Origin of the sequence: Pseudomonas sp. ICMP 8385, assembly GCF_002699915.1 — a bacterium.
Taxonomy (GTDB): Bacteria; Pseudomonadota; Gammaproteobacteria; order Pseudomonadales; family Pseudomonadaceae; genus Aquipseudomonas; species Aquipseudomonas gessardii.
Genome location: NZ_LKBY01000001.1, coordinates 159,362 through 182,436 on the forward strand (window position 1 = coordinate 159,362; position 23,075 = coordinate 182,436).

General features: G+C 61.2%; 19 protein-coding genes, 1 pseudogene and 1 riboswitch. Of the genes and pseudogenes, 12 read left to right on the top strand and 8 right to left on the bottom strand.

Features of this window, described 5'->3' with window-relative positions:
• Positions 1-67: 67 nt before the first annotated feature.
• Positions 68-1,234, bottom strand: a complete 1,167-nt coding sequence (locus AO268_RS00820; RefSeq protein ID WP_076963527.1) for a 1-acyl-sn-glycerol-3-phosphate acyltransferase — start codon at positions 1,232-1,234, stop codon at positions 68-70.
• A 143-nt stretch (positions 1,235-1,377) separates the two neighbouring features.
• Between AO268_RS00820 and AO268_RS00825 the strand changes: the two genes are divergently transcribed.
• Genes AO268_RS00825 through AO268_RS00835 form a run of 3 tightly spaced genes read left to right on the top strand, consistent with a single transcriptional unit; the run spans position 1,378 to position 2,490 of the window.
• Complete coding sequence (locus AO268_RS00825; RefSeq protein WP_076963526.1) at positions 1,378-1,560, top strand: CPXCG motif-containing cysteine-rich protein; 183 nt, start codon at positions 1,378-1,380, stop codon at positions 1,558-1,560.
• A 12-nt stretch (positions 1,561-1,572) separates the two neighbouring features.
• Complete coding sequence (locus AO268_RS00830) at positions 1,573-1,833, top strand: putative signal transducing protein (RefSeq protein WP_099167607.1); 261 nt, start codon at positions 1,573-1,575, stop codon at positions 1,831-1,833.
• A gap of 36 nt (positions 1,834-1,869) precedes the next feature.
• Positions 1,870-2,490: an SOS response-associated peptidase gene (locus AO268_RS00835; RefSeq protein WP_099167609.1), complete on the top strand. Its 621-nt coding sequence runs from the start codon at positions 1,870-1,872 to the stop codon at positions 2,488-2,490.
• A gap of 126 nt (positions 2,491-2,616) precedes the next feature.
• On the opposite strand, the gene AO268_RS33610 is transcribed toward AO268_RS00835, so the two are convergent.
• Both AO268_RS33610 and AO268_RS33615 read right to left on the bottom strand, forming a co-directional pair.
• Positions 2,617-3,459, bottom strand: coding sequence for a methyl-accepting chemotaxis protein (locus tag AO268_RS33610; protein WP_373562105.1), 843 nt, complete (start codon positions 3,457-3,459; stop codon positions 2,617-2,619).
• A gap of 15 nt (positions 3,460-3,474) precedes the next feature.
• A pseudogene (locus AO268_RS33615) lies at positions 3,475-4,782 on the bottom strand (HAMP domain-containing protein); the annotation flags it as partial.
• 192 nt (positions 4,783-4,974) lie between these two features.
• Here AO268_RS33615 and AO268_RS00845 point away from each other — a divergent pair.
• Complete coding sequence (locus tag AO268_RS00845; RefSeq protein WP_076963522.1) at positions 4,975-5,793, top strand: M48 family metallopeptidase; 819 nt, start codon at positions 4,975-4,977, stop codon at positions 5,791-5,793.
• A gap of 122 nt (positions 5,794-5,915) precedes the next feature.
• On the opposite strand, the gene AO268_RS00850 is transcribed toward AO268_RS00845, so the two are convergent.
• The 3 genes from AO268_RS00850 to AO268_RS00860 form a co-directional block, all read right to left on the bottom strand.
• The gene (locus AO268_RS00850) at positions 5,916-6,500 is read right to left on the bottom strand and encodes a TMEM165/GDT1 family protein (protein ID WP_038443301.1); all 585 of its coding nucleotides are present in this window, start codon (positions 6,498-6,500) and stop codon (positions 5,916-5,918) included.
• 88 nt (positions 6,501-6,588) lie between these two features.
• A riboswitch (yybP-ykoY riboswitch) is annotated at positions 6,589-6,710 on the bottom strand.
• Positions 6,711-6,760: 50 nt separating this feature from the next.
• Positions 6,761-7,759: a class I SAM-dependent methyltransferase gene (locus AO268_RS00855; RefSeq protein WP_099167613.1), complete on the bottom strand. Its 999-nt coding sequence runs from the start codon at positions 7,757-7,759 to the stop codon at positions 6,761-6,763.
• Positions 7,760-7,789: 30 nt separating this feature from the next.
• Positions 7,790-8,755 (bottom strand): 2-hydroxyacid dehydrogenase, encoded by a 966-nt coding sequence (locus AO268_RS00860; RefSeq protein WP_099167615.1) that lies wholly within the window; start codon positions 8,753-8,755, stop codon positions 7,790-7,792.
• Between the two features lie 84 nt (positions 8,756-8,839).
• Here AO268_RS00860 and AO268_RS00865 point away from each other — a divergent pair, with 84 nt between their 5' ends.
• The 8 genes from AO268_RS00865 to AO268_RS00900 all read left to right on the top strand — a co-directional run bounded on the left by AO268_RS00865 (position 8,840) and on the right by AO268_RS00900 (position 21,772).
• A complete protein-coding gene (locus tag AO268_RS00865; protein WP_076963519.1) occupies positions 8,840-9,469 on the top strand; it encodes a LysE family translocator in 630 nt (209 codons plus the stop codon).
• A 146-nt stretch (positions 9,470-9,615) separates the two neighbouring features.
• The gene (locus tag AO268_RS00870; protein WP_076963518.1) at positions 9,616-11,298 is read left to right on the top strand and encodes a fatty acid--CoA ligase; all 1,683 of its coding nucleotides are present in this window, start codon (positions 9,616-9,618) and stop codon (positions 11,296-11,298) included.
• A 335-nt stretch (positions 11,299-11,633) separates the two neighbouring features.
• Positions 11,634-13,505 (top strand): DUF1302 domain-containing protein, encoded by a 1,872-nt coding sequence (locus AO268_RS00875; protein WP_099167617.1) that lies wholly within the window; start codon positions 11,634-11,636, stop codon positions 13,503-13,505.
• Between the two features lie 42 nt (positions 13,506-13,547).
• Positions 13,548-14,912, top strand: coding sequence for a DUF1329 domain-containing protein (locus tag AO268_RS00880; RefSeq protein WP_099167619.1), 1,365 nt, complete (start codon positions 13,548-13,550; stop codon positions 14,910-14,912).
• 274 nt (positions 14,913-15,186) lie between these two features.
• Entirely contained in the window at positions 15,187-17,925 is a 2,739-nt protein-coding gene (locus AO268_RS00885) for a LuxR C-terminal-related transcriptional regulator (RefSeq protein WP_099167621.1), read from the top strand.
• A gap of 72 nt (positions 17,926-17,997) precedes the next feature.
• A complete protein-coding gene (locus tag AO268_RS00890; RefSeq protein WP_076963514.1) occupies positions 17,998-20,187 on the top strand; it encodes an OsmC domain/YcaO domain-containing protein in 2,190 nt (729 codons plus the stop codon).
• A gap of 12 nt (positions 20,188-20,199) precedes the next feature.
• Positions 20,200-20,844, top strand: a complete 645-nt coding sequence (locus AO268_RS00895) for an MBL fold metallo-hydrolase (protein WP_076963513.1) — start codon at positions 20,200-20,202, stop codon at positions 20,842-20,844.
• Between the two features lie 166 nt (positions 20,845-21,010).
• Complete coding sequence (locus AO268_RS00900) at positions 21,011-21,772, top strand: OmpA family protein (protein ID WP_076963512.1); 762 nt, start codon at positions 21,011-21,013, stop codon at positions 21,770-21,772.
• Positions 21,773-21,840: 68 nt separating this feature from the next.
• On the opposite strand, the gene AO268_RS00905 is transcribed toward AO268_RS00900, so the two are convergent.
• Both AO268_RS00905 and AO268_RS00910 read right to left on the bottom strand, forming a co-directional pair.
• Entirely contained in the window at positions 21,841-22,422 is a 582-nt protein-coding gene (locus AO268_RS00905; protein WP_099167623.1) for a BON domain-containing protein, read from the bottom strand.
• A complete protein-coding gene (locus AO268_RS00910) occupies positions 22,419-23,012 on the bottom strand; it encodes a phosphoheptose isomerase (RefSeq protein WP_003171862.1) in 594 nt (197 codons plus the stop codon). The genes AO268_RS00905 and AO268_RS00910 overlap by 4 nt, the downstream gene beginning before the upstream one ends.
• Positions 23,013-23,075: the final 63 nt, after the last annotated feature.

Here is a 23,075-nt window from a genome sequence, read left to right on the forward strand (position 1 = left end):
CAACTGACCCACCGCATCGCGGGCAAGCCCGCTCCACATTGTGTTGTGTGTTGTTCACGCTATTGGGTTACAGGGCGATCCCGGCTTTGACCCGATACTGATTACGCACCGGCGTTGCATATTGCAGCACCAGATACGGTCGGTGTTCCGCCGGGCAGGCATTCAACCGTCGCTCCCACTCCGCCTTTGCCTTGGCCAGTTCGTCCGCCGGGAACACCTCGGCAGCCGTTGGCACCTGCAATTGCGGGTCGGCGCCGCTCCACTGTGCATACGCCAGGTAATGCACGGGAAACAGTCGATAGCCTCCCAGGATCTGCCGGTCCAGCTCGATGGCCAATTGCTTGGTATCTTCAAAATGCTCGGTAATGGGCAGTGCGAAGTTGACGTGGACCCGGCCCTTGTAGCCGGTGATGCCCAGGGCAATGCTTGCGTCGTCTTCACCGGGCGCCTTGGTGTAGGTGCCGGTGGTGGCGCGGATATACAGTTCGCGGGCCTTGGCCACGTCGCACGGGTCGTACTCGTAGCTGATGGACACCGGAGTCAGGTTCAGCGACAGGATGACCTCGGCGAATGGCTCGTCCTTGCGGCTCATATGGAACATCTTGAGGATCGCCGACTCGGTGCGATCATCCCCATCCTTGGCGCGGCCTTCGGCCTGGGCGATCCAGATCGACTGGCAGTCGTTGCGGATCGAATGGTTGATATAGGCCGACAGCAGTTGATAAGCCGCCATCTTCTCGCGCCGCCCGCTGATGGAGCGGTGCACGATAAAACTCTTGTTCAGGCGCATCAGGTCGCTGACGAACGGCTTCTGCAGCAGATTGTCGCCGATGGCAATGCGTGGGGTGGGCAGGCCGGCGTGGTACACCGCATAGTTGACGAAGGCCGGGTCCATCACGATATCGCGGTGATTGGCCAGGAACACATAGGCCATGCCGGACTTGAGCTGTTCGACCCCGGTGTAGGTGACGCCGTCGGTCGCCCGGTCGATGGTGTGGTCGACGTACAGCTCGACTTTGTCCTGCAAGGTGGCGACGGTGGTGACACCGGCGAACTCACGGCGCAGCTTCTGCGCGATCAGCGGCTTGAGCAGCCAGCCAAAGGCGCCGGCAAAGCGCGGGAAGCGAAAGTGGGTCAGGATGTCCAGAAAGGCCTTGTCACTGAACAGCCGGGCCAACACTGCCGGGACTTCGCTGTCGTTGTAAGGTCGGATGGTATCGAATTGGCCCATCATGCTCTCTTGTTAGAAATGGCTAGGGTAAGTAAAAAGGTTTGGATCGATAAGTGACAGAGTGAGGTCTGAACAAATGGCATCAAACGAAAAACCCTGCAAATAGGCCGGCGATTATACGCACAAGTCACCCGGGAGAGACCGCGATGCTAGAACCTGCGCTGTACGATTGTCCTTATTGTGGTGAAGCGGTCGAGACCTCTGTGGATTTGTCTGGCGGTGACCAGAACTATATAGAGGACTGCCAGGTGTGCTGTCGGCCGATCAACTTCCATCTTCAGGTCCACGGCGATGAGTGGATGCTCGAAGTTCGCAGCGAGAATGAGTAGTGGGGGGCGACCATGCAACGAATCTACGAGCCGGAGAACCTGATGGAGGGCGAGCTGCTGCAACAAATGCTCGCCAGCGAAGGCATCGATGCCCATCTGGTGGGGCGCCATCTGCTGGGGGGCACGGGTGACCTGCCGATCTTCGGCCTGCTGGGCCTGGAAGTGGAGAACGACCAGGCGGCTGAGGCCCGCGAGCTGATTACCGCCTATATCGGTGCCCAGCCCCTGCCCGGCGATGAACCCGACAGCTTCCCCGACGTGCTGGTCTGTTAGGCTGTCGACCGGTTTACCCAAGAGTCGTGTTGCCCCATGTGTGGACGTTATGCCCTGTTTCGCTGGAATCCCACGTTTGCCGCCTTGCCGGGCTTCCCGGCGGATCAACAGGCCCAGTGGAATATTTCCCCCAATGATTCGGTGCTGATCCAGCGCGCCACCGACGGCCAGCGCACCCTGGCGCGGGCCCGTTGGGGGCTGACGCCGCCGTGGCTGACCGACCTGTCCCGCACCCCGGCCCACGCCCGTGCCGAAACCCTGGCCGAGCAACCGATGTTTCGCGAGGCCTTTCGCCTGCGCCGTTGCCTGCTGCCGGCCAATGGCTTTTATGAATGGCGCGGCACCCAGCGCAAGCGGCCGTATTGGCTGACGCCGGGAGAGGGGTCGACCCTGTTTTTTGCGGCGATCTGGGAGGCTTACCCGGTGCAGGAGCAGGTGTGGTTGAGCACGGCGGTGGTGACCCAGGCGGCGCAAAGCCAGCGTCGGCCGTTGATTCTCGATGCGGCGGGGCAGGCCGCCTGGCTGGATCCCGAGACGCCGCTGCATGTGTTGCAGGGGGTGTTGGCCAGTGAGCCGACGGCGTTGCGTGAGCGGGTGCTGGCCAATATGGTCAATGATCCGAAGCTCAATGGGCCGGAGTGTTTGACCCCGGGTTGAGGCAGGGGGGTGTGCGGGGGATTCGCTGGTGCCATCGCCGGCAAGCCCCCACATTTTGATGTGTGAATACCTTCAAATGTGGGAGCTGGCTTGCCTGCGATGAGGCCCTAAAGGCCACTGAAACCTTCAGACCTTGAACTGATTGATCAACCGCCGCTGCTGCTCCGCCAGTTGGGTCAGCCCCGCGCTGGCGGCACTGGACTCATCCGCACCGCCCGCCACTTCATTGGCCACCTGGCCGATATTGATCACATTGCGGTTGATATCCTCGGCCACCGCGCTCTGCTCTTCCGCCGCACTGGCAATCTGCGTGTTCATATCGTTGATCACCGACACGGCCTGGGTGATGGTCTCCAGGGCCTGGGCCGCCTTGGCCGCGTGTTGCACGCTTTCATCGGTGCGCTGCTGGCTGTCTTCCATCACCTGCACCACATCCCGCGTGCCTTGCTGCAATTGCTGGATCATGGCCTGGATTTCTTCGGTGGCCTTCTGGGTTTTCTGCGCCAGGTTGCGCACTTCATCGGCCACTACCGCGAATCCTCGGCCCTGTTCGCCAGCCCGGGCGGCTTCGATGGCGGCGTTAAGGGCCAGCAGGTTGGTCTGCTCGGCAATGCCGCGAATGGCAATCAGGATCGCGCTGATGTTCTCGCTGTCCTTGGCCAGGGCCTGGACCACGCCCACTGCCTTGCCGATCTCCAGGGCCAGGGCGCCAATGGATGTGGACGTGTCGCGCACAATCTGCATGCCCTGGCTCGCGGCTTGGTCGGCGTGGGTGGCGGCCTGTGCCGCCTGGGTGGCATTGCGCGCGACGTCCTGGGCGGTGGCGGTCATCTCGTGCACGGCGGTGGCGACCTGGTCGATCTCGACCATTTGCTTGTGCACGCCCTGGTTGGTGCGGATGGCGATATCGGCGGTGTGCTCCGACGAGTCGCTGACCTTCTGCACCGAGCTGACCACCTGGGTAATCATGCCCTGCAGCTTGATCAGGAAGGTATTGAAGCCCGCGGCAATTGCCCCCAGTTCATCGGCGCGGTCGCTGGTCAGGCGGCGCGTCAGGTCGCCTTCGCCCTGGGCGATGTCATTGAGCATCGCCACCATTTGCTTGAGCGGCCGGGCAATGCCATGGCCCACCAGCCAGATCACCAGCAGGCCGACACCGGCAATCAGCAGGCCGACCAGGGTCATGCCGAAGATATCGGCCTTGCGCTGGGCGTCCAGGTCGCCTTGCAGGGTGTGCAGGTCGGCCATCACGGCGTCCAGGGGCAGTTGCAGCATCAGGGTCCAGCGCGCATCGGTCTGGCCGATATTGAACGGCAGGAACAACTCGATATGCCCGTTGGCCTGGTCGATGTCGTAGCGCATGGCGCCGGCTTTCAGCTGGCCGAGGTTCTCCAGTTCATTCTGGTCGAGCAGGTCGCTGGTCTTTTCCCCCAGTTTGCTCGAGTCCTTGGTATAGGCCACCAGGCGCCCGTTGCTGGAAATCAGTGCCATTTCACCGGCGCCGTTGTAGAGCTTCTGGTTGGCAGCGGTCAGCATGTCCTGGATGAAATTGACTGACAGGTCGGCGCCGACGATGCCCTGGAACACCCCGTCGATCATGATCGGCTCGATAAACGACGCCAGCATCACCGTGGTATTGCCCACACGATAGGGCGCCGGGTCGATGGCGCAGGGTTTCTGGGTTTCCTTGGAGCAGAGGTAGTACTCGCTGGCGCGAATGCCGGTGGCGAGGATTTTCTGGTCGGTCAGGTCGGCGAGTTTTTCCAGGCCCAGGCTGCCGTCCTGGTTGCGAAACCACCAGGGCATGAAGCGCCCGTTTGTGGGTTCCACGCCGACCACGGCGGTGTTCAGGTAGTTGACATCATTGTGGTCGATGGCATTGGGCTCCCAGGCGATATAGGAGCCGAGGATTTTCGGGTTGCGCACCACGGTTTCGTGCAGCAGGTTGATCAGTTGTTCACGGCTGACCTGCAACGGCGCGGCACCGTTTGCGTCCTTCATGCCCATCAACGCGTTGGTGGTGGCCAGGCCTTTGGCGATCAGCAGTGGCGCCTCCAGTTCGCGCTGGATCAGCGTGGCTTGGGTTTGCGCCAGTGCGCTGAGGCGTTGCTCGATGATCTGCTCAAATTGTGTCTGGGTGCGCGCTTGCACCATGTCCTGGGTCCGTGCGCCGGCGAACAGCGCGTAGAGCACCAGGGCTGCGACGACACTCAGGACGATGGCCCCGGCCAGTGCGGCGACAGAAAACTGAATCGACTTGAATTTCATGGACGCTCCAGACGCAAGGGGCATGATCTGCTTTTTATATCGGCCACAGACCGGGCGGGCATGAGGGGGTGCCCCGTAAAAGCGTCAGGAATGTCGTAAACAGAATGGTCGTGGGCGTGGGCAGTGTCTGAAAATTAGCGGTTAAACGTCAGGAGTATCTGGCGCGGATACAAGGGAGCGCCTACGATACGCGCCATGTTTTCAGGGAGAATGTGCATGAAAAAATCATTGGTGGTCACGGCATTGAGCGCAGCCTTGCTGCTCGCCGGTTGCCAGTCGGTCAATACCACCAGCGGCGGTGCCGTGGGTGTGGAACGCAAGCAATACATGTTCAGCATGTTGTCGAGCCAGGAAGTCGACCAGATGTACGCGCAGTCGTACCAGCAGACCCTGGGCGAAGCCAGCGGCAAGGGCCTGGTGGACAAGACCAGCACCAACGCCAAGCGCGTGCAGGCCATCGCCAAGCGGCTGATCGCCCAGGCGCCCACCTTCCGCCCGGATGCAGCGCAGTGGAAGTGGGAAGTGAACCTGATCAAGAGCGACGAGATGAACGCCAACTGCGGGCCTGGCGGCAAGATCTTTGTCTACAGCGGGTTGATCGAAAACCTCAAGTTGACCGACGACGAGTTGGCGGCCGTCATGGGCCATGAAATTGCCCACGCCCTGCGCGAACACGGCCGCGAAGCCATGTCCAAGGCCTACGGCATCGAGATGGCCAAGCAGGGCGCCGGTGCATTGCTGGGTCTGGGCCAGGACAGTATGGCGCTGGCCGACACCGTGGCCAACTACGGCATGACCTTGCCCAACAGCCGCAGCAATGAGAACGAAGCCGACCTGATCGGCCTGGAGCTCTCGGCCCGTGCCGGTTACAACCCGAACGCCGCCATCACGCTGTGGAACAAAATGGCCAAGGCTTCCGAAGGCGCGCCGCCTGAGTTCATGAGTACCCACCCGGCCTCCAGCAGCCGGATCGCCTCGTTGCAGGCGGCGATTCCCAAGGTGATGCCGTTGTACCAGCAGGCCAAGAAATCCTGATAATCCAGGCCTTGTGAAGCTCCAGATGTGGGAGCTGGCTTGCCTGCGATGGCGGAGTGCCAGGTTAGATATATTTAACTGACCCACCGCTATCGCGGGCAAGCCCGCTCCCACATTTGCAATTAGATCCAGCCACTGCTTTGCATGGCCTTGTACACCGCCACCAGCGCCAGGATGAAGAACGCCGAGGCCGCCAGGCGCCGAATCAGGGTCAGTGGCAGTTTTTCCGCCGCGAAATTCCCCGCCAGAACCACCGGTACGTTGGCAATCAACATGCCTAAGGTGGTGCCGATAATCACCAGCCACAACTCCGGGTACTGTGCCGCCAGCATCACCGTGGCGATCTGCGTCTTGTCACCGATTTCTGCGATAAAGAATGCAATCAGGGTGGTCAGGAACGGCCCGAACTTACGTGAGGTGCTGGTTTCGTCATCGTCGAGTTTGTCTGGCACCAGGGTCCACAGGGCCGTGGCGCAGAAGCTCGCGGCGAGGATCCAGTGCAGCACCGCATCCGAGAAGAAACTGCCAAACCAGGCGCCCACGGCACCGGCGGCGGCGTGGTTGGCCAGGGTCGCGGCGATGATGCCGGCGATGATCGGCCAGGGTTTGCGAAAGCGTGCGGCGAGAATGAGCGCGAGTAATTGCGTCTTGTCGCCGATTTCGGCCAAGGCAACGATTGCGGTAGGAACGAGCAGTGAATCCAGCATCAGGTAGGTTTCCAGGGGCGGGTCGACACGGCTATGACACGTACAGCCTTCCCGCCCCGGGTAAGGTGTGCGTGTCATAGGTCTTGTCAAACCCCGGTCCGTCTGTGCGGACTCCTGGGTCGCATACGCCATGGTCTGCTGACCAAGTATGTTGACGTATGCCGGACGAGCATATTGCTCGTGGGAGACTACTCCCCTAGGACGGAGCGGATTCTGCCTTGGCAAAATCCATTCGGCAAGCCTTCTTTTTCAAACGCCCGTCAGCCGCGTTTGGCACGGTAGATGCGAAAGCCCTGGCCCTCGGCCTTGACTGCGCACACGCCCAGATGCTCTTCGATCAGTGGTTGGTACTTCAGGAAGCTATTGGCGACTAACCGAAGTTCGCCGCCGTTTTTCAGATGTTGACGGGCTTTTCGCAGCAGGTTTTCTGTAGCGAAATAATCCGTGTGCACCCCGACATGGAACGGTGGGTTGCTCAAGATCGCATCCAGGCCCATGGGGGCCGCGTCGATGCCATCGCCGGTCAACACGTCGCCTTGCAGGCCATTGGCGGCCAGGGTCAGGCGACTGCTGGCCGTGGCGAAGGCGTCCACATCGAGCAGGGTCACGGTGTTGTGCGGGTAGCGTCGCTTGACCGCCGCGCCGAGCACGCCGGCGCCACAGCCGAAGTCCAGCAGATGACCGCTGGGCAGTTTGTCCAGGTGTTCCAGTAGCAGCGCCGTGCCGCGATCCAGGCGGCCATGGCTGAATACGCCCGGCAGGCTGATGACCTTGAGCGGTCCGTCGGCCAGCGGCACCTCAAACACCTCGGCCAGGCTTTCCAGCTCGGGTGCCGCCGGAGCGTTGGCCACGGTGGCCAGCCACAGCTGGCAGTGCCGCGCATTGTCGAGCTTGCGCGGCTTGCCAAAGGCGTTCAGTTGCTTGGCGGCGCTTTCGATGCCGCCGCGTTTTTCGCCCACCAGGTACAGCTCGGCCCCCGGCAGCCGTGCCGCCACGGCCTTGAGGATGTAGTCGGCCAGATCCTTGGACTTGGGCAGGAACACCACGGCCGTGTCGAATGCACGCTGCGGCACATTCACCCCGAAATGGCTGCGCTCGGCAAACCGCGCATCCAGCGCCGCCTGGTCACCGGCATGCCAGCACCAGCCATGGGCATTGGGCAGGCGGCCCAGCAGGTCGTCGGCGGGCAGGCCGGCCAGCAACACGTTGCCTTGAAAAAGTTCGGCCTGGCGAAGCAGTACTTCACTGCGCGGATCCATGGTCTGCTCCTGAAAAAGGAGCGCAGTTTATCAACTGACGACGCGCTGCGGGGCGCCGCTGAAAAAGCCCCGGGCGTTTTCGGTCAATTGGCCGACGATCCGCTGCCGCGCTTCGCGGCTGCCCCAGGCATTGTGGGGGGTGATGATCAGCCGGGGGATGTCACCGGCCAGCAGCGGGTTGCCGGTGGTCGGTGGTTCGACGCTCAGCACATCGCTGGCCGCGCCGCCCAGATGACCGCTGCGCAAGGCGTCTGCCAAGGCCTGTTCATCAATCAGGCCACCGCGTGCGGTATTGACCACGAACGCGCCCGGCTTGAGCAACGCCAGCTCGCGGGCCCCGATAAAGTGCCGCGTGTGTTCGTTGAGGGGGCAGTGCAAGGTCAGGGCGTCGATCTGCGGCAGCAGCTCGTCCAGTGGCACCCGATCCGCACGGGCCGGGCGGCCGGGGATGGCGCCCAGCATCACGCGCATGCCAAAGGCTTCGGCCAGGCGCGCAACGGCGCCGCCCAGCTCGCCATGGCCCAGCAAACCCAGGGTCTTGCCTTGCAGTTCGACAATCGGGTAATCCAGCAGGCAGAACTGCCTGGCTTGCTGCCACAGGCCGGCGTCGACGTCTTTTTGATAGTCCTTCAGGCGTGTGGCGAGGTTGAGCAGCAGCATGATCGTGTGTTGCGCCACCGACGGCGTGCCGTAGCCCTGGCAGTTGCTCACGGTAATGCCCTGGGCGCGGGCGGCGGCCAGGTCGACGTTATTGGTGCCGGTGGCAGCGATCAGGATCAGCTTCAGCTCGGGGCAGGCGGCCAGTGTCTGGGCGTTGAGCAGGATCTTGTTACTGATCGCCACTTGAGCGCCTTGCAAGCGCTCGATCACCTGATCCGCGCGGGTCTGTGCGCACAACTGCAAGTCACTGAAGGTTTCCCGCAACCCGCTCAGGTCCAGGTCCCCTAGATCGAGGGAAGGGTGATCGAGGAAGACCGCGCGGCGATTGTTCGTCATCAACTGTACCTTTTGTGACAGGGTTCAAAAGCGTAATCTGCCGAGCCTACCAGATGAAATAATCAGTTACTTCTTGGAGTGTGCATGTACATCACCGAGTTTTTGACCGTGGCGTTGATTCACCTGTTGGCCGTGGCCAGCCCCGGGCCGGACTTTGCCGTGGTGGTGCGCGAGAGCGTGACCCATGGCCGGCGTGCCGGCACCTGGACGGCGTTGGGCGTCGGTTCGGCGATTTTCCTTCATGTTGGCTACTCGTTGCTCGGTATCGGCTTGATCGTGTCCCAGTCCATCGTGCTGTTCAACGCCTTGAAATGGGCGGCGGCGGCCTACCTGTTGTACATCGGCTTCAAGGCCCTGCGCGCGCAGCCGGCCAAGCCTGCCGGCGAAGAAGAGCTGCACCGCGAAGTGGGCGAGCGCAGTGCCCGCGGCGCCTTTACCTCGGGCTTTGTGACCAATGGCCTGAACCCCAAGGCCACGCTGTTTTTCCTGTCGCTGTTCACCGTGGTGATCAACCCCCACACGCCGCTGGCGATCCAGGCCGGTTATGGCCTGTACCTGGCCGTGGCCACCGCCCTGTGGTTCTGCATGGTGGCCATGTTGTTCAGCCAACAGCGCGTGCGCGCAGGTTTTGCGCGCATGGGCCACTGGTTTGATCGGAGCATGGGGGTGGTGCTGATTGCCATCGGTGTGAAAGTAGCGTTTACCGAGCGCTGATCGCGTTATCCGTGAATGAATGCTGGCGCAAAGCTAGCATTCATTCAGCCCTGCAAATCATTCCTTCGGCTGATTTGGCCGGCGTGCAAGGTCTCTACAGTGCAAATCCTTTAGCCAAGACCGTGCAGTCATAAAAAGGGATTCGTATGTTGCAGACTCGTGTTATCCCGCCCGCCGAAGGCGCCTACCAATACCCACTGTTGATCAAACGCCTGTTGATGTCGGGCGTGCGCTATGAAAAAACCCGGGAAATCATCTACCGCGACCAACTGCGCTACACCTACCCCACCCTGATCGAGCGCGTCGCCCGCCTGGCCAATGTGTTGACCGCCGCCGGGGTCAAGGCCGGTGATACCGTCGCCGTGATGGACTGGGACAGCCACCGTTACCTGGAATGCATGTTCGCCATCCCGATGATTGGCGCGGTGATCCACACCATCAACGTGCGCCTGTCGCCAGAGCAGATCCTCTACACGATGAACCACGCCGAGGACCGCTTTGTGCTGGTCAACAGCGAGTTCGTCGGCCTGTACCAGGCGATTGCCGGGCAGTTGACCACCGTCGACAAGACCCTGCTGTTGACCGATGGCGCAGAAAAAACCGCCGACCTGCCCAACCTGGTAGGCGAGTACGAAACCCTGCTGGCGGCCGCCAGTACGCAGTACACCTTCGAGGATTTCGACGAGCATTCGGTGGCCACCACCTTCTACACCACCGGCACCACCGGTAACCCCAAGGGGGTGTATTTCACCCACCGCCAACTGGTGCTGCACACCATCGGCGTGGCGACCATCATGGGCAGCGTCGACAGCGTGCGCCTGCTGGGCACCAACGATGTGTACATGCCCATCACACCGATGTTCCACGTGCACGCCTGGGGCCTGCCGTATGTGGCGACCATGCTGGGCCTGAAGCAGGTCTACCCCGGGCGCTACGACCCGGAATACCTGGTGGAGCTATGGCGCAAGGAGAAGGTCACGTTCTCCCACTGCGTGCCGACCATCCTGCAGATGCTGCTCAATGCCAAGGCCGCCCAGGGCGTGGATTTTGCCGGCTGGAAGATCGTCATCGGCGGCAGCGCCCTCAACCGCTCGCTGTATGAGGCGGCCAAGGCCCGTGGTATCCAGCTGACGGCGGCCTACGGCATGTCCGAGACCGGCCCGCTGGTGTCCTGTGCCCACCTCAATGACGAACTGATGGCCGGCAGCGAAGACGAGCGCACCACCTATCGGATCAAGGCCGGGGTGCCCGGGCCGTTGGTGGAGGCTGCGATCGTCGACGGTGAAGGCAACTTCCTCCCGGCCGATGGCGAGTCCCAGGGCGAGCTGGTGCTGCGTGCGCCGTGGCTCAGCGAAGGTTATTTCAAGGAGCCGCAAAAGGGCGCCGAGCTCTGGGAAGGCGGCTGGATGCACACCGGCGACGTGGCCACCCTGGATGCCTTCGGCGTGATCGATATTCGCGACCGTATCAAGGACGTGATCAAGACCGGCGGTGAGTGGGTTTCGTCCCTGGCCCTCGAGGACCTGGTCAGCCGTCACCCGGCGGTACGCGAAGTAGCGGTGGTCGGGATTGCCGACCCGCAGTGGGGCGAGCGCCCGTTTGCGCTGTTGGTGGTCCGTGAAGGCCACGGGATTGGCGCCCGCGAACTCAAGGAACACCTCAAGCCGTATGTCGAGCAGGGCCACTTGAGCAAGTGGGCGATTCCAAGTCAGATTGCCATTGTTACGGAAATTCCCAAGACCAGCGTCGGCAAGCTGGACAAGAAACGTATCCGTATCGACATCATCGAATGGCAGGCCAATAACAGCACCTTCCTCTCCACGCTCTGACCCCTCGTGCCGTGCCCGTCCGGGCACGGCAATGCTCTATTACAAGCCTTCGCCTTGTCATTTGGTGAATTTCAGCCATCCTCTTTCGCGTCAGCCCTCGCTGACATGGCGAAAGGGCTGTTGCAGACGGGTTGGTGATGCAAATCACACTTTAGAGGGATCAAGCGATACCCCCCGCTGGCTATAGTCCCTCCCAGCGTTTTTCAAGGATGCGGCGCTGCGGGCCTGGGTGGTCCGGCAGCTGTCTGGCATTGGAATCGTTGTATTCCGGCTGTTACAAGCGTGTTTGAAAAGGCTCACTGCCATAACAATAAAATGCACATGGAGTAGCGTCGATGACCTCAGTAAACCAGTTCTGGCGCCGGGCGAGATTACCCCTGGCGGTCAGTCTTGCCTCGACCCTCGCCGGGCCCGCATTCGGCGTCAGTTTCAACATCGGTGAAATCGAAGGCAGCTTCGACTCGTCCCTGTCGGTGGGGGCCAGTTGGGGCACGTCCAAGCCCAACAAGGACCTGATCGGCGCCAACAACGGCGGCAGGGGGCTGTCGCAGACCTCCGATGACGGCCACTTGAACTTCAAGCGTGGGGAGACGTTCTCGAAGATCTTCAAGGGCATCCATGACCTGGAACTGAAGTACGGCGATACCGGCGTATTCGTACGTGGCAAATACTGGTACGACTTTGAACTCAAGGACGAAAGCCGCGAGTTCAAGGACATCAGCGACAACAACCGCAAAGAAGGCGCCAAGTCCTCGGGCGGGCAGATTCTCGATGCGTTCGTCTACCACAACTACTCCATTGCCGATGCGCCGGGTTCGGTGCGCTTTGGTAAGCAGGTCGTGAGCTGGGGTGAAAGTACCTTCATCGGTGGCGGCATCAACTCGGTCAACCCGATCGACGTGTCGGCGTTCCGTCGTCCGGGGGCCGAGATCAAGGAAGGCCTGATCCCGGTCAATATGTTCTACGTGTCCCAATCGTTGACTGACAACCTGTCGGCAGAAGCCTTCTATCAGTTGGAGTGGGACCAGACGGTTACCGATAACTGTGGGACTTTCTTCTCGCAGCCGGATGTTATTTCCGATGGTTGCAGCGACAACCTGCGGGTGCTGAACAAGCGTTCGCAATTCCCGGCAGCAGCCATCCCGTTCCTGACGTCCCAAGGGGTCAACATGAACGAAGAGGGTGTGAAAGTCGCCCGTGGACCTGACCGCGATGCACGTGACAGTGGGCAGTTCGGTTTTGCGTTCCACTACAACTTTGAGCCGCTGGATACCGAGTTCGGCGCGTACTTCATGAACTATCACAGCCGTGCGCCGATTTTCAGTGGCCAGGGCGCCTCCCAGCGTGTGTTCAACATTGCCAATAACCTGCCAGCTCCGTTGGCCGGCCTGGCGCCGGTTATTGTCGCGGGTAACTCCAACTATTTTGTTGAATACCCGGAAGACATCCGCCTCTACGGTTTGAGTTTCTCCACCACCTTGCCTACGGGTACGGCGTGGAGTGGTGAGTTGAGCTACCGTCCGAATGCGCCGGTACAACTCAACACCACGGATATCCTGTTTGCCGGGGTGACTGGAGTTAATGGGTATAACAACGCTTCAGTACTCAAGGGGCAGCCTGGCCAGGACTTGCATGGCTATCGCCGCAAGGAAGTCAGCCAGTTCCAAACGACCTTTACGCACTTCTTCGACCAGGTCATGGGGGCAAGCCGCCTGACGACCGTGGGTGAGATCGGTGTGACGCATGTCGGTGGGCTTGAGAGTAAGTCCGAGGCGCGTTATGGGCGTGACCCGGTGTTTGGTCCAGGCAGCTTGCCCGGCGGTTTCTGTAACCGTCTGAATGCTTCGACATCCGCGGGTGCCGGGCTGGGCGGCAGCACTGCCGGCTTGAACACCAACTGCAACCAGGACGGCTATACCACCGCCACTTCCTGGGGTTACCGCGCCCGTGCCATCTGGGAATACCCGGACGTCTTCGCCGGCGTCAACCTCAAGCCAAGCGTGGCCTGGTCCCATGACGTCAAAGGTTACTCGCCAGGCCCTGGCGGCAACTTTGAAGAGGGCCGCAAGGCCGTCAGCCTGGGTGTGGATGCGGAATACCAGAACACTTACACCGTCAGCCTGAACTACACCAACTTCTTTGGTGGCGACTTCAGCACGGTGGATGACCGCGATTTCGTCGCCTTGAGCGCCGGCGTGAACTTCTAAGCACACTCTTTAAGCAGTCAGTATTTTCAGGAAGACCAGAACATGAAAATAACCAAAAGTCTGTTGCACGTGGGTGTGCTGGGACTGTCGATCATGGCCAGCAGCGTCATGGCGGCCGTCTCGGCGGATGAAGCCGCCAAGCTGGGCACCACGTTGACCCCGATGGGCGCGGAAATGGCCGGCAACGCCGCCGGCACCATCCCGGCCTGGAAGGCGATGCCCACCAATGCCGGCGCCGTGGATGCCAAGGGCTTCCTGGCCAACCCGTATGCCAGCGAGCAACCGCAGTTCACCATCACCGCGCAGAACGTCGAGCAGTACAAAGACAAGCTGGCACCGGGGCAGTACGCGATGTTCAAGCGCTACCCCGAAACCTTCAAGATGCCGGTGTACGCCACCCATCGCGGTGCCACCGTGCCGGCAGAAGTGTTCGCCTCCATCAAAAAGAACGCCACCAGCACCAACCTGGTAGGCGGTGGTAACGGCTTGGAAAACTTCGAGACCGCGATTCCGTTCCCGATCCCGAAAAGCGGGGTCGAGGTGATCTGGAACCACATCACCCGCTATCGCGGCGGCAGCGTGACGCGCCTGGTGACCCAGGCCACGCCGCAGGCCAACGGTTCGTACAGCCTGGTGTACTTCCAGGACCAGTTCGTGTTCCGCGACAAGATGAAGGACTTCGACCCGAAAAACCCGGGTAACATCCTGTTCTACTTCAAGCAGAAAGTGACGGCCCCGGCGCGCCTGGCCGGTGGTGTGTTGCTGGTACACGAAACCCTCGACCAGGTGAAGGAACCACGCGCCGCGTGGGTCTATAACGCCGGCCAGCGCCGTGTGCGCCGTGCGCCGCAAGTGTCCTATGACGGGCCGGGGACTGCCGCCGATGGCCTGCGCACTTCCGACAACCTCGACATGTACAACGGCGCCCCGGATCGCTACGACTGGAAGCTGGAAGGCAAGAAGGAAATCTACATCGCCTCCAACAGCTACAAGCTCGACGATCCGAAGCTCAAGTACGCCGATATCATCAAGGCCGGCCACATCAACCAGGACCTGGCGCGCTATGAACTGCGCCGCGTGTGGCACGTGGTCGCGACCTTGAAGGAAGGCCAGCGCCATATCTACGCCAAGCGTGACTTCTACATCGACGAAGATACCTGGCAAGCCGCCGTGATCGACCATTACGACGGTCGTGGCCAGCTGTGGCGCGTGGCCGAAGCCCATGGCGAGAACTACTACGACAAGCAAGTGCCGTGGTACGCCCTCGAAACCCTCTACGACCTGCAGTCCGGCCGCTACCTGGCCCTGGGCATGAAGAACGAAGAGAAGCAAGCCTATGACTTCGGCTTCACCGCCACCACCAACGACTTCACCCCGGCGGCCCTGCGTCAGGATGGTGTTCGCTAACTGGCGGTAAGCAAGTCCGGGCTTGGAGAGGGCTTGTGTGGGAGCGGGCTTGCCCGCGATGGCTGTGGGTCAGTTAATGCAACTCAGACTGAAACACCGCCATCGCGAGCAAGCCCGCTCCCACATTTGTTTTGGGGCAGTCGGAAAATAGTTGGTTATTTCTTGTTGTAGTCTTTTTCAGACAAATGTTGCAAAGATCTACAAAGCGGCAGCTTTTAACGCTAGTCTGCGGACATCTGCAATGCCGACCACAGCCTATTACAAGAGCCCGGCGATGACTGATCTGTCCCCAATCCAAGGGCCTGCCAGTGCGGTAATCCCCACGCTGGAAGGGCGCTTCTACCGACCCCCGCTGCCCGATGGCTATGTGCTGCGCCCGCGTTTGTGTGAGCGCTTGAGCGCGGGCCTGGACGGGCGTCTATTGCTGGTCAGCGCCCCGGCCGGGTTTGGCAAGAGCTCGTTGGCGGTGGAGTTCTGCCAAAGCTTGCCGGCTCACTGGCAAAGCCTGTGGCTGGGCCTCAGTTCGCGGGACAGTGATCCGGGGCGCTTCCTTGAGCGCCTGCTGGAAGGTTTACAGCAGTATTTCCCGCAGGTCGGCGCCCAAGCCCTGGGTTTGTTGAAAATGCGCCAGCGCCATCAGCCGTTTGCCTTTGAAGAATGGCTCGATGGCTTGCTCGACGAATTGACCGTCCACCTGTCCACACGCACCCCGTTATTGTTGGTACTGGATGACTACCACCTGGCCCAGGGCCCGGTGCTGGATCGTTGCCTGCAGTTTTTCCTCAACCATTTACCCGATGGCCTGTTGGTGCTGGTCACCAGCCGCCAGCGCCCCGACTGGCATTTGGCGCGCTTGCGCTTGTCCCGGCATTTGCTGGAGCTGCATGAACAGGACCTGCGCCTGACCAACGACGAATCCCTGGCCTTGCTCGACCGCCATAGCAGCTCGCTGCGCGGTGAGGCCTTGGATAACCTGATTCGCCGTAGCGAAGGTTGGGTGGCCGGCTTGCGCTTCTGGTTGCTGGCTGCCTCTGAAGCCGGCAGCGAGGCCGACCTGCCCCAGGGCCTGCATGGCGGGGAAGGGTTGATCCGTGACTATCTGCTGGAAGAGGTGATCGACTGCCTGCCGCCGGAAGTCCAGGGGTTCCTCTACGACACCGCCTCCCAGGAGCGCTTTTGCAGCGAGCTGTGCGATGCGGTGCGCGAGGCCCATGACAGCGCGGAAATCCTGCGTTACCTGCAAGCCCACCAGGTATTCCTGGTGCCGTTGGACGAGCAGGGCCATTGGTATCGCTATCACCACCTGTTTTCCGACTTGCTGCGCACCCGCCGCTCACCGAATGCGATATTGCCGGCCGCCAGCCTGCATTTGCGCGCCTGTCGCTGGTTCAATGCCCAGGGCTTGCTCGATGAAGCCGTGGAGCAGGCCCTGCGCGCGGGGCACCTGGATGTGGCGGCGAACCTGGTGCAGAACTTGTCCGAAGAACAGCTGCTGGCCGAGCAGAACGTCGGCATGCTCCTGCGCTGGAAGATGGACTTGCCCGACAGCCTGTTGATCAGCACGCCGCGCTTGATCGTGCTCTATAGCTGGGCGCTGGGGCTGGCCTGCCAACTGGATGCGGCGCAAGAGTTGTCCAGCCATCTCAGCCGCTTCCTGCCGGCACCGTCGGCCACGGCGCAGAAGTCGATGCTGGCCCAGTGGCTGGCCCTCAGCGGCATCATCGCCCGGGGGCGCGGCAATCGCGAGCTGACCCAGCTGTATTGCACAGAAGCCCTGGAAAGCCTGCCGCACAAGCGTTACGGCCAGCGCTTGATGTGCCTGTCGACCCTGTCGAACCTGGCCATCGTCGACGCCGACCTGTGGCGTGCGCGGGGCTTGAACCGCGAATCCCTGGAACTGGCGCAACGCGTCGGCAACCCGTTGTTCGAGGCCCTGGCCCATTACGACCGGGCGCGGGTGCTGCAGGCCCGCGGGGAAATCCTGCGCTCCCTGGACGAGGTGCGCGAGGGCCTGCAACGCTTGCAGGGCCTGGCGTCCCAGCGCCTGTATGCGGTGCGTGCCCGCCTGTCGTTGTATGAAGGCTTCCTGCTGCTGATGCGTTGCCAGCCGGAGACCGGCCTGCTGCGCCTGCGCACAGGGTTGGCCGAAGCCCGCGCCTGCCGGGATATCAGTGTGTTGATCGGCCACTGTGTCATCGCCAACCTTGAGGGGCGCCGTGGCGATTTCCCCAAGGCCTTTGCCGAGCTGGCCGAAGCCGAGCGGTTGATGCATATCTGGGACGTGCCGCCGATCTACTACCTGGCCATGATCACCCTGATCAAATGCGAGCTGTGGTTGGCCCAGGGCCGTACCGACCTGGCCGATGCCTGGCTGGCGCGCCTGGGGCAGACCTATAACGGCGAGCAGGCCGCCGCCGCCCCGGAGTTCCATCCACACCTGCCGCAACATATCGAGCTGCAACAGGCGGCCCTGGATGCCATTCGCGGCCAATCCGACAGCGCCATGGGGCGTCTCGATAGGCTGGCGCGGCAAGCCGAAGGCAAAGGCCAGCAGATGATCGCGGTGATGGCCCTGAACCAGCACGTGCTGTTGTTACTGGACGACGGCCAGGCAGCGTCCGCCCGGCCGGTTTTTGCCCGCGCCCTGCAAATGGCCAGCGGCGGCGCCTTGCAACCCTTCCAGCGCCTGTTGGAACGTTATCCCGACTGGCTGCGCGAGCAACTGGGCCAGGCGCCGAATGACAGGTTGCGACAAAGTCTGTGGGCCCTGCTGCCGGCGGTTGCCCCGCGTGAACCGGCCGAAACCACCCATACTGGCGAAACCCTGAGCGCCCGGGAACTGGCGGTATTGCAGTTGATCGCCCAGGGATGTTCCAACCAGGAGATCAGCAACCAACTGTTTATCTCGTTGCACACCGTCAAGACCCACGCCAGTCATATCAACAGCAAACTGGGGGTCGAGCGCCGTACCCAGGCGGTCGCGCGGGCGCAGGAGATGGGGTTGTTGGGGTAAGGGGGAGACTTGCGCCGCAAAAGCCGGATAATGGCGGCCAATTCGTTTGCTCCGCTATTCTGGTAATCCCGCATGGAAATCAAGGTCAATTTTCTCGACAACCTCCGGCTTGAAGCCAAGTTCGATGACTTCACCGTGGTGGCCGACCAGCCGATTCGCTACAAGGGCGATGGCTCGGCCCCCGGTCCGTTCGACTACTTCCTGGCTTCGTCGGCGTTGTGTGCGGCTTACTTTGTGAAGTTGTATTGCAGCACGCGCAATATCCCCACGGACAATATCCGCCTGTCGCAGAACAATATTGTCGACCCGGAAAACCGCTACAACCAGATCTTCAAGATCCAGGTCGAGTTGCCTGCGGATATTTGCGACAAGGATCGCCAGGGCATCCTGCGTTCCATCGACCGTTGTACGGTAAAGAAAGTGGTACAGGCCGGGCCTGAGTTTGTCATCGAAGAGGTGGAAAACCTCGACGCCGACGCCCAGGCGTTGCTGATGCCGGCTGCGGCTTCAGACGCGGGCACCTATATCGCGGGCAAGGACCTGCCGCTGGAGCAGACCATCGCCAACATGTCGGCCATTCTCGCGGGCCTGGGCATGAAGATTGAAATCGCCTCGTGGCGCAATATCGTGCCCAATGTCTGGTCGCTGCATATCCGCGATGCCCATTCGCCGATGTGCTTTACCAACGGCAAGGGCGCGACCAAGGAAGGCGCGCTGGCGTCGGCCCTGGGCGAGTTTATCGAGCGCCTGAACTGCAACTTCTTCTACAACGACCAGTTCTGGGGCGAAGACATCGCCAACGCAGCGTTTGTGCATTACCCGGACGAACGCTGGTTCAAGCCGGGCCGCAAAGATGCGCTGCCAGTGGAAATCCTCGACGAGTACTGCCTGAAAATCTACAACCGCGATGGCGAATTGCGTGGCTCGCACCTGATCGACACCAACTCCGGCAATGAAGAGCGTGGCATCGTCTCGCTGCCGTTTGTGCGCCAGTCGGACGGCGAGGTGGTGTATTTCCCCTCCAACCTCATCGAAAACCTGTACCTGAGTAACGGCATGAGTGCCGGCAATACCCTGGCTGAAGCCCAGGTGCAGTGCCTGTCAGAGATCTTCGAGCGCGCGGTAAAGCGCGAAATCATCGAAGGCGAATTCGCCTTGCCGGATGTACCGGCTGACGTACTGGCCAAATACCCAGGCATCCTTGCCGGTATCCAGGCCTTGGAAGAGCAGGGCTTCCCGGTGTTGGTCAAGGATGCGTCCCTGGGTGGCGAGTTCCCGGTGATGTGCGTGACCCTGATGAACCCACGTACCGGGGGCGTGTTTGCCTCGTTCGGTGCCCACCCAAGCCTGGAAGTGGCGTTGGAGCGCAGCTTGACCGAGTTGCTCCAGGGCCGCAGTTTTGAAGGCCTGAATGACTTGCCGCAGCCGACCTTTGAAGGTCATGCGGTGACCGAGCCGAATAACTTTGTCGAACATTTCATCGACTCCAGCGGCGTGGTGTCGTGGCGCTTCTTCAGTGCCAAGTCCGATTACGCGTTCGTGGAGTGGGATTTCTCCGGCCAGGGCGAAGACTCCAACGCCGAAGAGGCCGCGACCCTGTTCGGCATTCTCGAAGGCATGGGCAAGCAGGTCTACATGGCGGTGTACGAGCATATCGGCGCCAAGGCCTGCCGCATCCTGGTGCCGGACTATTCGGAAATCTATCCGGTGGACGACCTGATCTGGGATAACACCAACAAGGCGTTGTTCTTCCGCGCCGATATCCTGAACCTGCACAGCCTGGATGAAGACGGCCTGCAAGCGCTGGTCGAGCGCCTGGTGGAAAGCGAGCTGGATGACTACACCGATATCACCACCCTGATCGGCATCGAGTTCGACGACAACACCGCCTGGGGCCAGTTGACGATCCTGGAGCTGAAGCTGCTGATCTATCTGGCCTTGCAGCAGTTTGAAGAGGCGAAAGAGGCGGTGGAGATGTTCCTGCAATACAACGACAACACCGTCGAACGCGGGCTGTTCTACCAGGCGGTGAATGCGGTGCTGGAGATGCAGTTGGACGAGGACCTGGAACTGGAAGACTACGAGGCCAATTTCCGTCGGATGTTTGGCAACGAGCGCATGGATGCCGCCATTGGTTCGGTGGAGGGCAGCGTGCGCTTTTATGGCCTGACCCCAACCAGCATGAAACTCGAAGGCCTGGACCGGCACCTGCGGTTGATCGACAGCTACAAAAAACTGCACGCCGCACGCGCCAACAGCTAGAAGGGATTCCTTATGCAAATCGCAACCCCTGGACTGATCCGCGAAACTTTTCCCGTCGGCCCGTTGCAGTGCAACTGCACGATCATCGGCGATCCGATCAGCAAAAAGGCTATCGTGGTCGATCCAGGTGGCAACCATGAGCTGATCCTGGCGCGGCTCGACGCGCTGGGCCTGAAGGTGGTGAGCATCATCCACACCCATGCGCACCTCGATCATTTCCTGGCCTCTGGCCAATTAAAAGAGAAGACCGGCGCCACACTGCACCTGCACAAGGACGATCAATTTCTGTGGGATAACCTGGAAATGCAGTGCCAGATGTTCGGCGTGCCCTACACTCCGGTGCCGTCGCCGGATCGCTGGTTGGCCGATGATGAAGAGTTGGCCTGTGGCTGCGGCGTGGCTTTGCACACGCCCGGGCATACACCGGGCTCGATGAGTTTCTGGTTTGCCGATGCCAAGCTGCTGATCGCCGGGGATACCTTGTTCCGGCGCGGGGTAGGGCGTACGGATTTGTGGGGCGGCGACCAGGCGACCATCGTGCGCTCGATCCAGCAGCGCCTGTATACCCTGGACGAAGACGCGACCGTGGTGACAGGGCACGGCCCGGATACGCGCCTGGGGGATGAAATGCGCGAAAATCCGTTTGTCAGGGCCTGATCTGGCGAGGCTCTGCTAGGGTTTAGGTAAGTGTACCGGCCTCCATCTTTTGTTACAGGGCAGGGGCCGGTCACGGAATTTTTGCCGTTTGTCGTGTTCCAAACTCGGCACAGGTCCATTGCCAATGTCCTCTGCATCACAGAATGCAAAAGTAGGAGCTTCCTTCATGTTCACTTCGCGTCGTCTGCTTGTTGTTGCCACTGCGGTAGCCCTGTTGTCGGGCTGTGCTTCCCCTAACCCTTACGATGGCAGCCAGGGACAGGCAGGCAGCGGTTCACAAGGTATGAGCAAAACCGCCAAGTACGGCGGCCTCGGCGCGCTGGCTGGCGCGTTGGCGGGGGCCGCCATTGACCACGATAACCGTGGCAAGGGGGCGCTGATCGGTGCCGCCGTGGCCGGTATCGGTGCTGCGGGTTATGGCTATTACGCTGACCAGCAGGAAAAGAAACTGCGTGAAAGCATGGCCAATACCGGCGTCGAGGTGCAGCGCCAGGGTGACCAGATCAAGCTGATCATGCCAGGTAACATCACGTTTGCGACCAACTCCGATGCGATCGCCAGCAGCTTCTACACCCCCTTGAACAACCTGGCGGGGTCGCTCAAGCAGTTCAACCAGAACACCATCCAGATTGTGGGTTATACCGACAGCACCGGCAGCCGCCAGCTCAACATGGACCTGTCCCAGCGGCGTGCGCAAAGCGTGGCCAACTACCTGACGTCCCAAGGTGTGAGCCCGACCAACCTGACCACCCGTGGAGCCGGCCCGGATAACCCGATTGCCAGCAACGCCGACGTCAACGGTCGTGCGCAGAACCGCCGCGTGGAGGTCAACCTCGGTCCGATCCCGGGCCAACAGTATGGCCAGCCTGCGCAGCAACAGCAGCAGAACAACCAGTTCCAGGGCAATCCGTACCAGCAGTACCAGTAACCGGCAGCTACAAAAAAGGGCGCCGTGCAGTCAATGCACGGCGCCCTTTTTTGTGGCTGGTGATTACATCAGTCGATGTACTCGAACAGCTTCACGATTTTCTGTACTCCGGACACACCCTGTACCAGGTTGGTCGCACGGGTGGCTTCCTGTTGGGTCAACAGGCCCATCAGGTAGACGATGCCGTTATCAGTCACGACCTTGATCCGCGAGCCGGGAATTGCGCTGTCGGTGAGCATCTGTGCCTTGATCTTGGTGGTCAGCACGGCGTCATTGCTGATTGCCAGCAGGGTGATGGGCTGCGCGACCTGCAATTCGTTGTGGACTTTCTTGACCCGTTGCACAGTCGAAGCGGCTTGTTCGGCCTGGGTCTTGAGGTCAGCGCGCGGGGTTTGCCCGGCAAGCAGCACGATGCCGTTGAAACTGGTCACGACGATACGCGATGCGCCGTTGCCCAGGTCGGGGGCGGCCTTGGCCACGTTGACGCCGACCTTGGTCTCGATCAGCGAGTCATCGATCTTGCTACCAAAGGTACGTGTGCCGCGGTCGTCCTGGATCGGTGTGTCGCGGGTCGCAGTGATGGCCGAGGTGCAGCCGCTGATAGCGAGGCACAGCGTGATGGCCAAAAGGCTGAGGCGGTTAACGGTCATTCTTCACTCCCGAACAGTTGGCTGTCGATCAGATCGCACAGGCAGTGGATCGTCAGCAGATGGACTTCCTGAATACGTGCGGTGACATTGGCCGGGACGCGGATCTCCACGTCTTCGGGCAGCAGCAGCGAGGCCATGCCGCCACCGTCGCGCCCGGTCAAGGCTACGACAATCATTTCGCGATCATGTGCGGCCTGGATCGCTTGAATAATGTTCGCCGAGTTGCCGCTGGTGGAAATCGCCAGCAGCACATCACCCGGTTGGCCCAGGGCACGGATTTGTTTGGAAAAGATTTCGTTGTAGCTGTAGTCGTTGGCGATCGAGGTGATCGTCGACGAATCGGTGGTCAAGGCGATAGCCGGCAGGCTCGGCCGCTCGCGCTCAAAGCGGTTGAGCAGCTCGGAGGAAAAGTGCTGGGCATCGCCGGCCGAGCCGCCGTTGCCGCACGAAAGCATTTTGCCTTCGTTGAGCAGGGCGTTGACCATGACCTGGCTGGCTTGCTCGATGTGCGGTGCAAGTACGTCCATCGCCTGTTGCTTGGTATCGATACTGGCCTGGAAAAGCTGGCGAATTCGGGATTGCATGTCCATCTGTGTGACCTTAAGTAGCGCGGCTGTATGGCACACGAATGTGCAGCCCGCAAAGCAAAGAGC

Coding starts and splice junctions, on each gene's coding strand:
- AO268_RS00860 (WP_099167615.1), bottom strand. CDS start 8,755: ATGACGAACAATCGCCGCGCGGTCTTCCTCGATCACCCTTCCCTCGAT.
- AO268_RS00855 (WP_099167613.1), bottom strand. CDS start 7,759: ATGGATCCGCGCAGTGAAGTACTGCTTCGCCAGGCCGAACTTTTTCAA.
- AO268_RS00890 (WP_076963514.1), top strand. CDS start 17,998: ATGGAAATCAAGGTCAATTTTCTCGACAACCTCCGGCTTGAAGCCAAG.
- AO268_RS00905 (WP_099167623.1), bottom strand. CDS start 22,422: ATGACCGTTAACCGCCTCAGCCTTTTGGCCATCACGCTGTGCCTCGCT.
- AO268_RS00885 (WP_099167621.1), top strand. CDS start 15,187: ATGACTGATCTGTCCCCAATCCAAGGGCCTGCCAGTGCGGTAATCCCC.
- AO268_RS00845 (WP_076963522.1), top strand. CDS start 4,975: ATGAAAAAATCATTGGTGGTCACGGCATTGAGCGCAGCCTTGCTGCTC.
- AO268_RS00875 (WP_099167617.1), top strand. CDS start 11,634: ATGACCTCAGTAAACCAGTTCTGGCGCCGGGCGAGATTACCCCTGGCG.
- AO268_RS00825 (WP_076963526.1), top strand. CDS start 1,378: ATGCTAGAACCTGCGCTGTACGATTGTCCTTATTGTGGTGAAGCGGTC.
- AO268_RS00835 (WP_099167609.1), top strand. CDS start 1,870: ATGTGTGGACGTTATGCCCTGTTTCGCTGGAATCCCACGTTTGCCGCC.
- AO268_RS00910 (WP_003171862.1), bottom strand. CDS start 23,012: ATGGACATGCAATCCCGAATTCGCCAGCTTTTCCAGGCCAGTATCGAT.
- AO268_RS33610 (WP_373562105.1), bottom strand. CDS start 3,459: ATGATTACCCAGGTGGTCAGCTCGGTGCAGAAGGTCAGCGACTCGTCG.
- AO268_RS00850 (WP_038443301.1), bottom strand. CDS start 6,500: ATGCTGGATTCACTGCTCGTTCCTACCGCAATCGTTGCCTTGGCCGAA.
- AO268_RS00830 (WP_099167607.1), top strand. CDS start 1,573: ATGCAACGAATCTACGAGCCGGAGAACCTGATGGAGGGCGAGCTGCTG.
- AO268_RS00900 (WP_076963512.1), top strand. CDS start 21,011: ATGTTCACTTCGCGTCGTCTGCTTGTTGTTGCCACTGCGGTAGCCCTG.
- AO268_RS00880 (WP_099167619.1), top strand. CDS start 13,548: ATGAAAATAACCAAAAGTCTGTTGCACGTGGGTGTGCTGGGACTGTCG.
- AO268_RS00895 (WP_076963513.1), top strand. CDS start 20,200: ATGCAAATCGCAACCCCTGGACTGATCCGCGAAACTTTTCCCGTCGGC.
- AO268_RS00870 (WP_076963518.1), top strand. CDS start 9,616: ATGTTGCAGACTCGTGTTATCCCGCCCGCCGAAGGCGCCTACCAATAC.
- AO268_RS00865 (WP_076963519.1), top strand. CDS start 8,840: ATGTACATCACCGAGTTTTTGACCGTGGCGTTGATTCACCTGTTGGCC.
- AO268_RS00820 (WP_076963527.1), bottom strand. CDS start 1,234: ATGATGGGCCAATTCGATACCATCCGACCTTACAACGACAGCGAAGTC.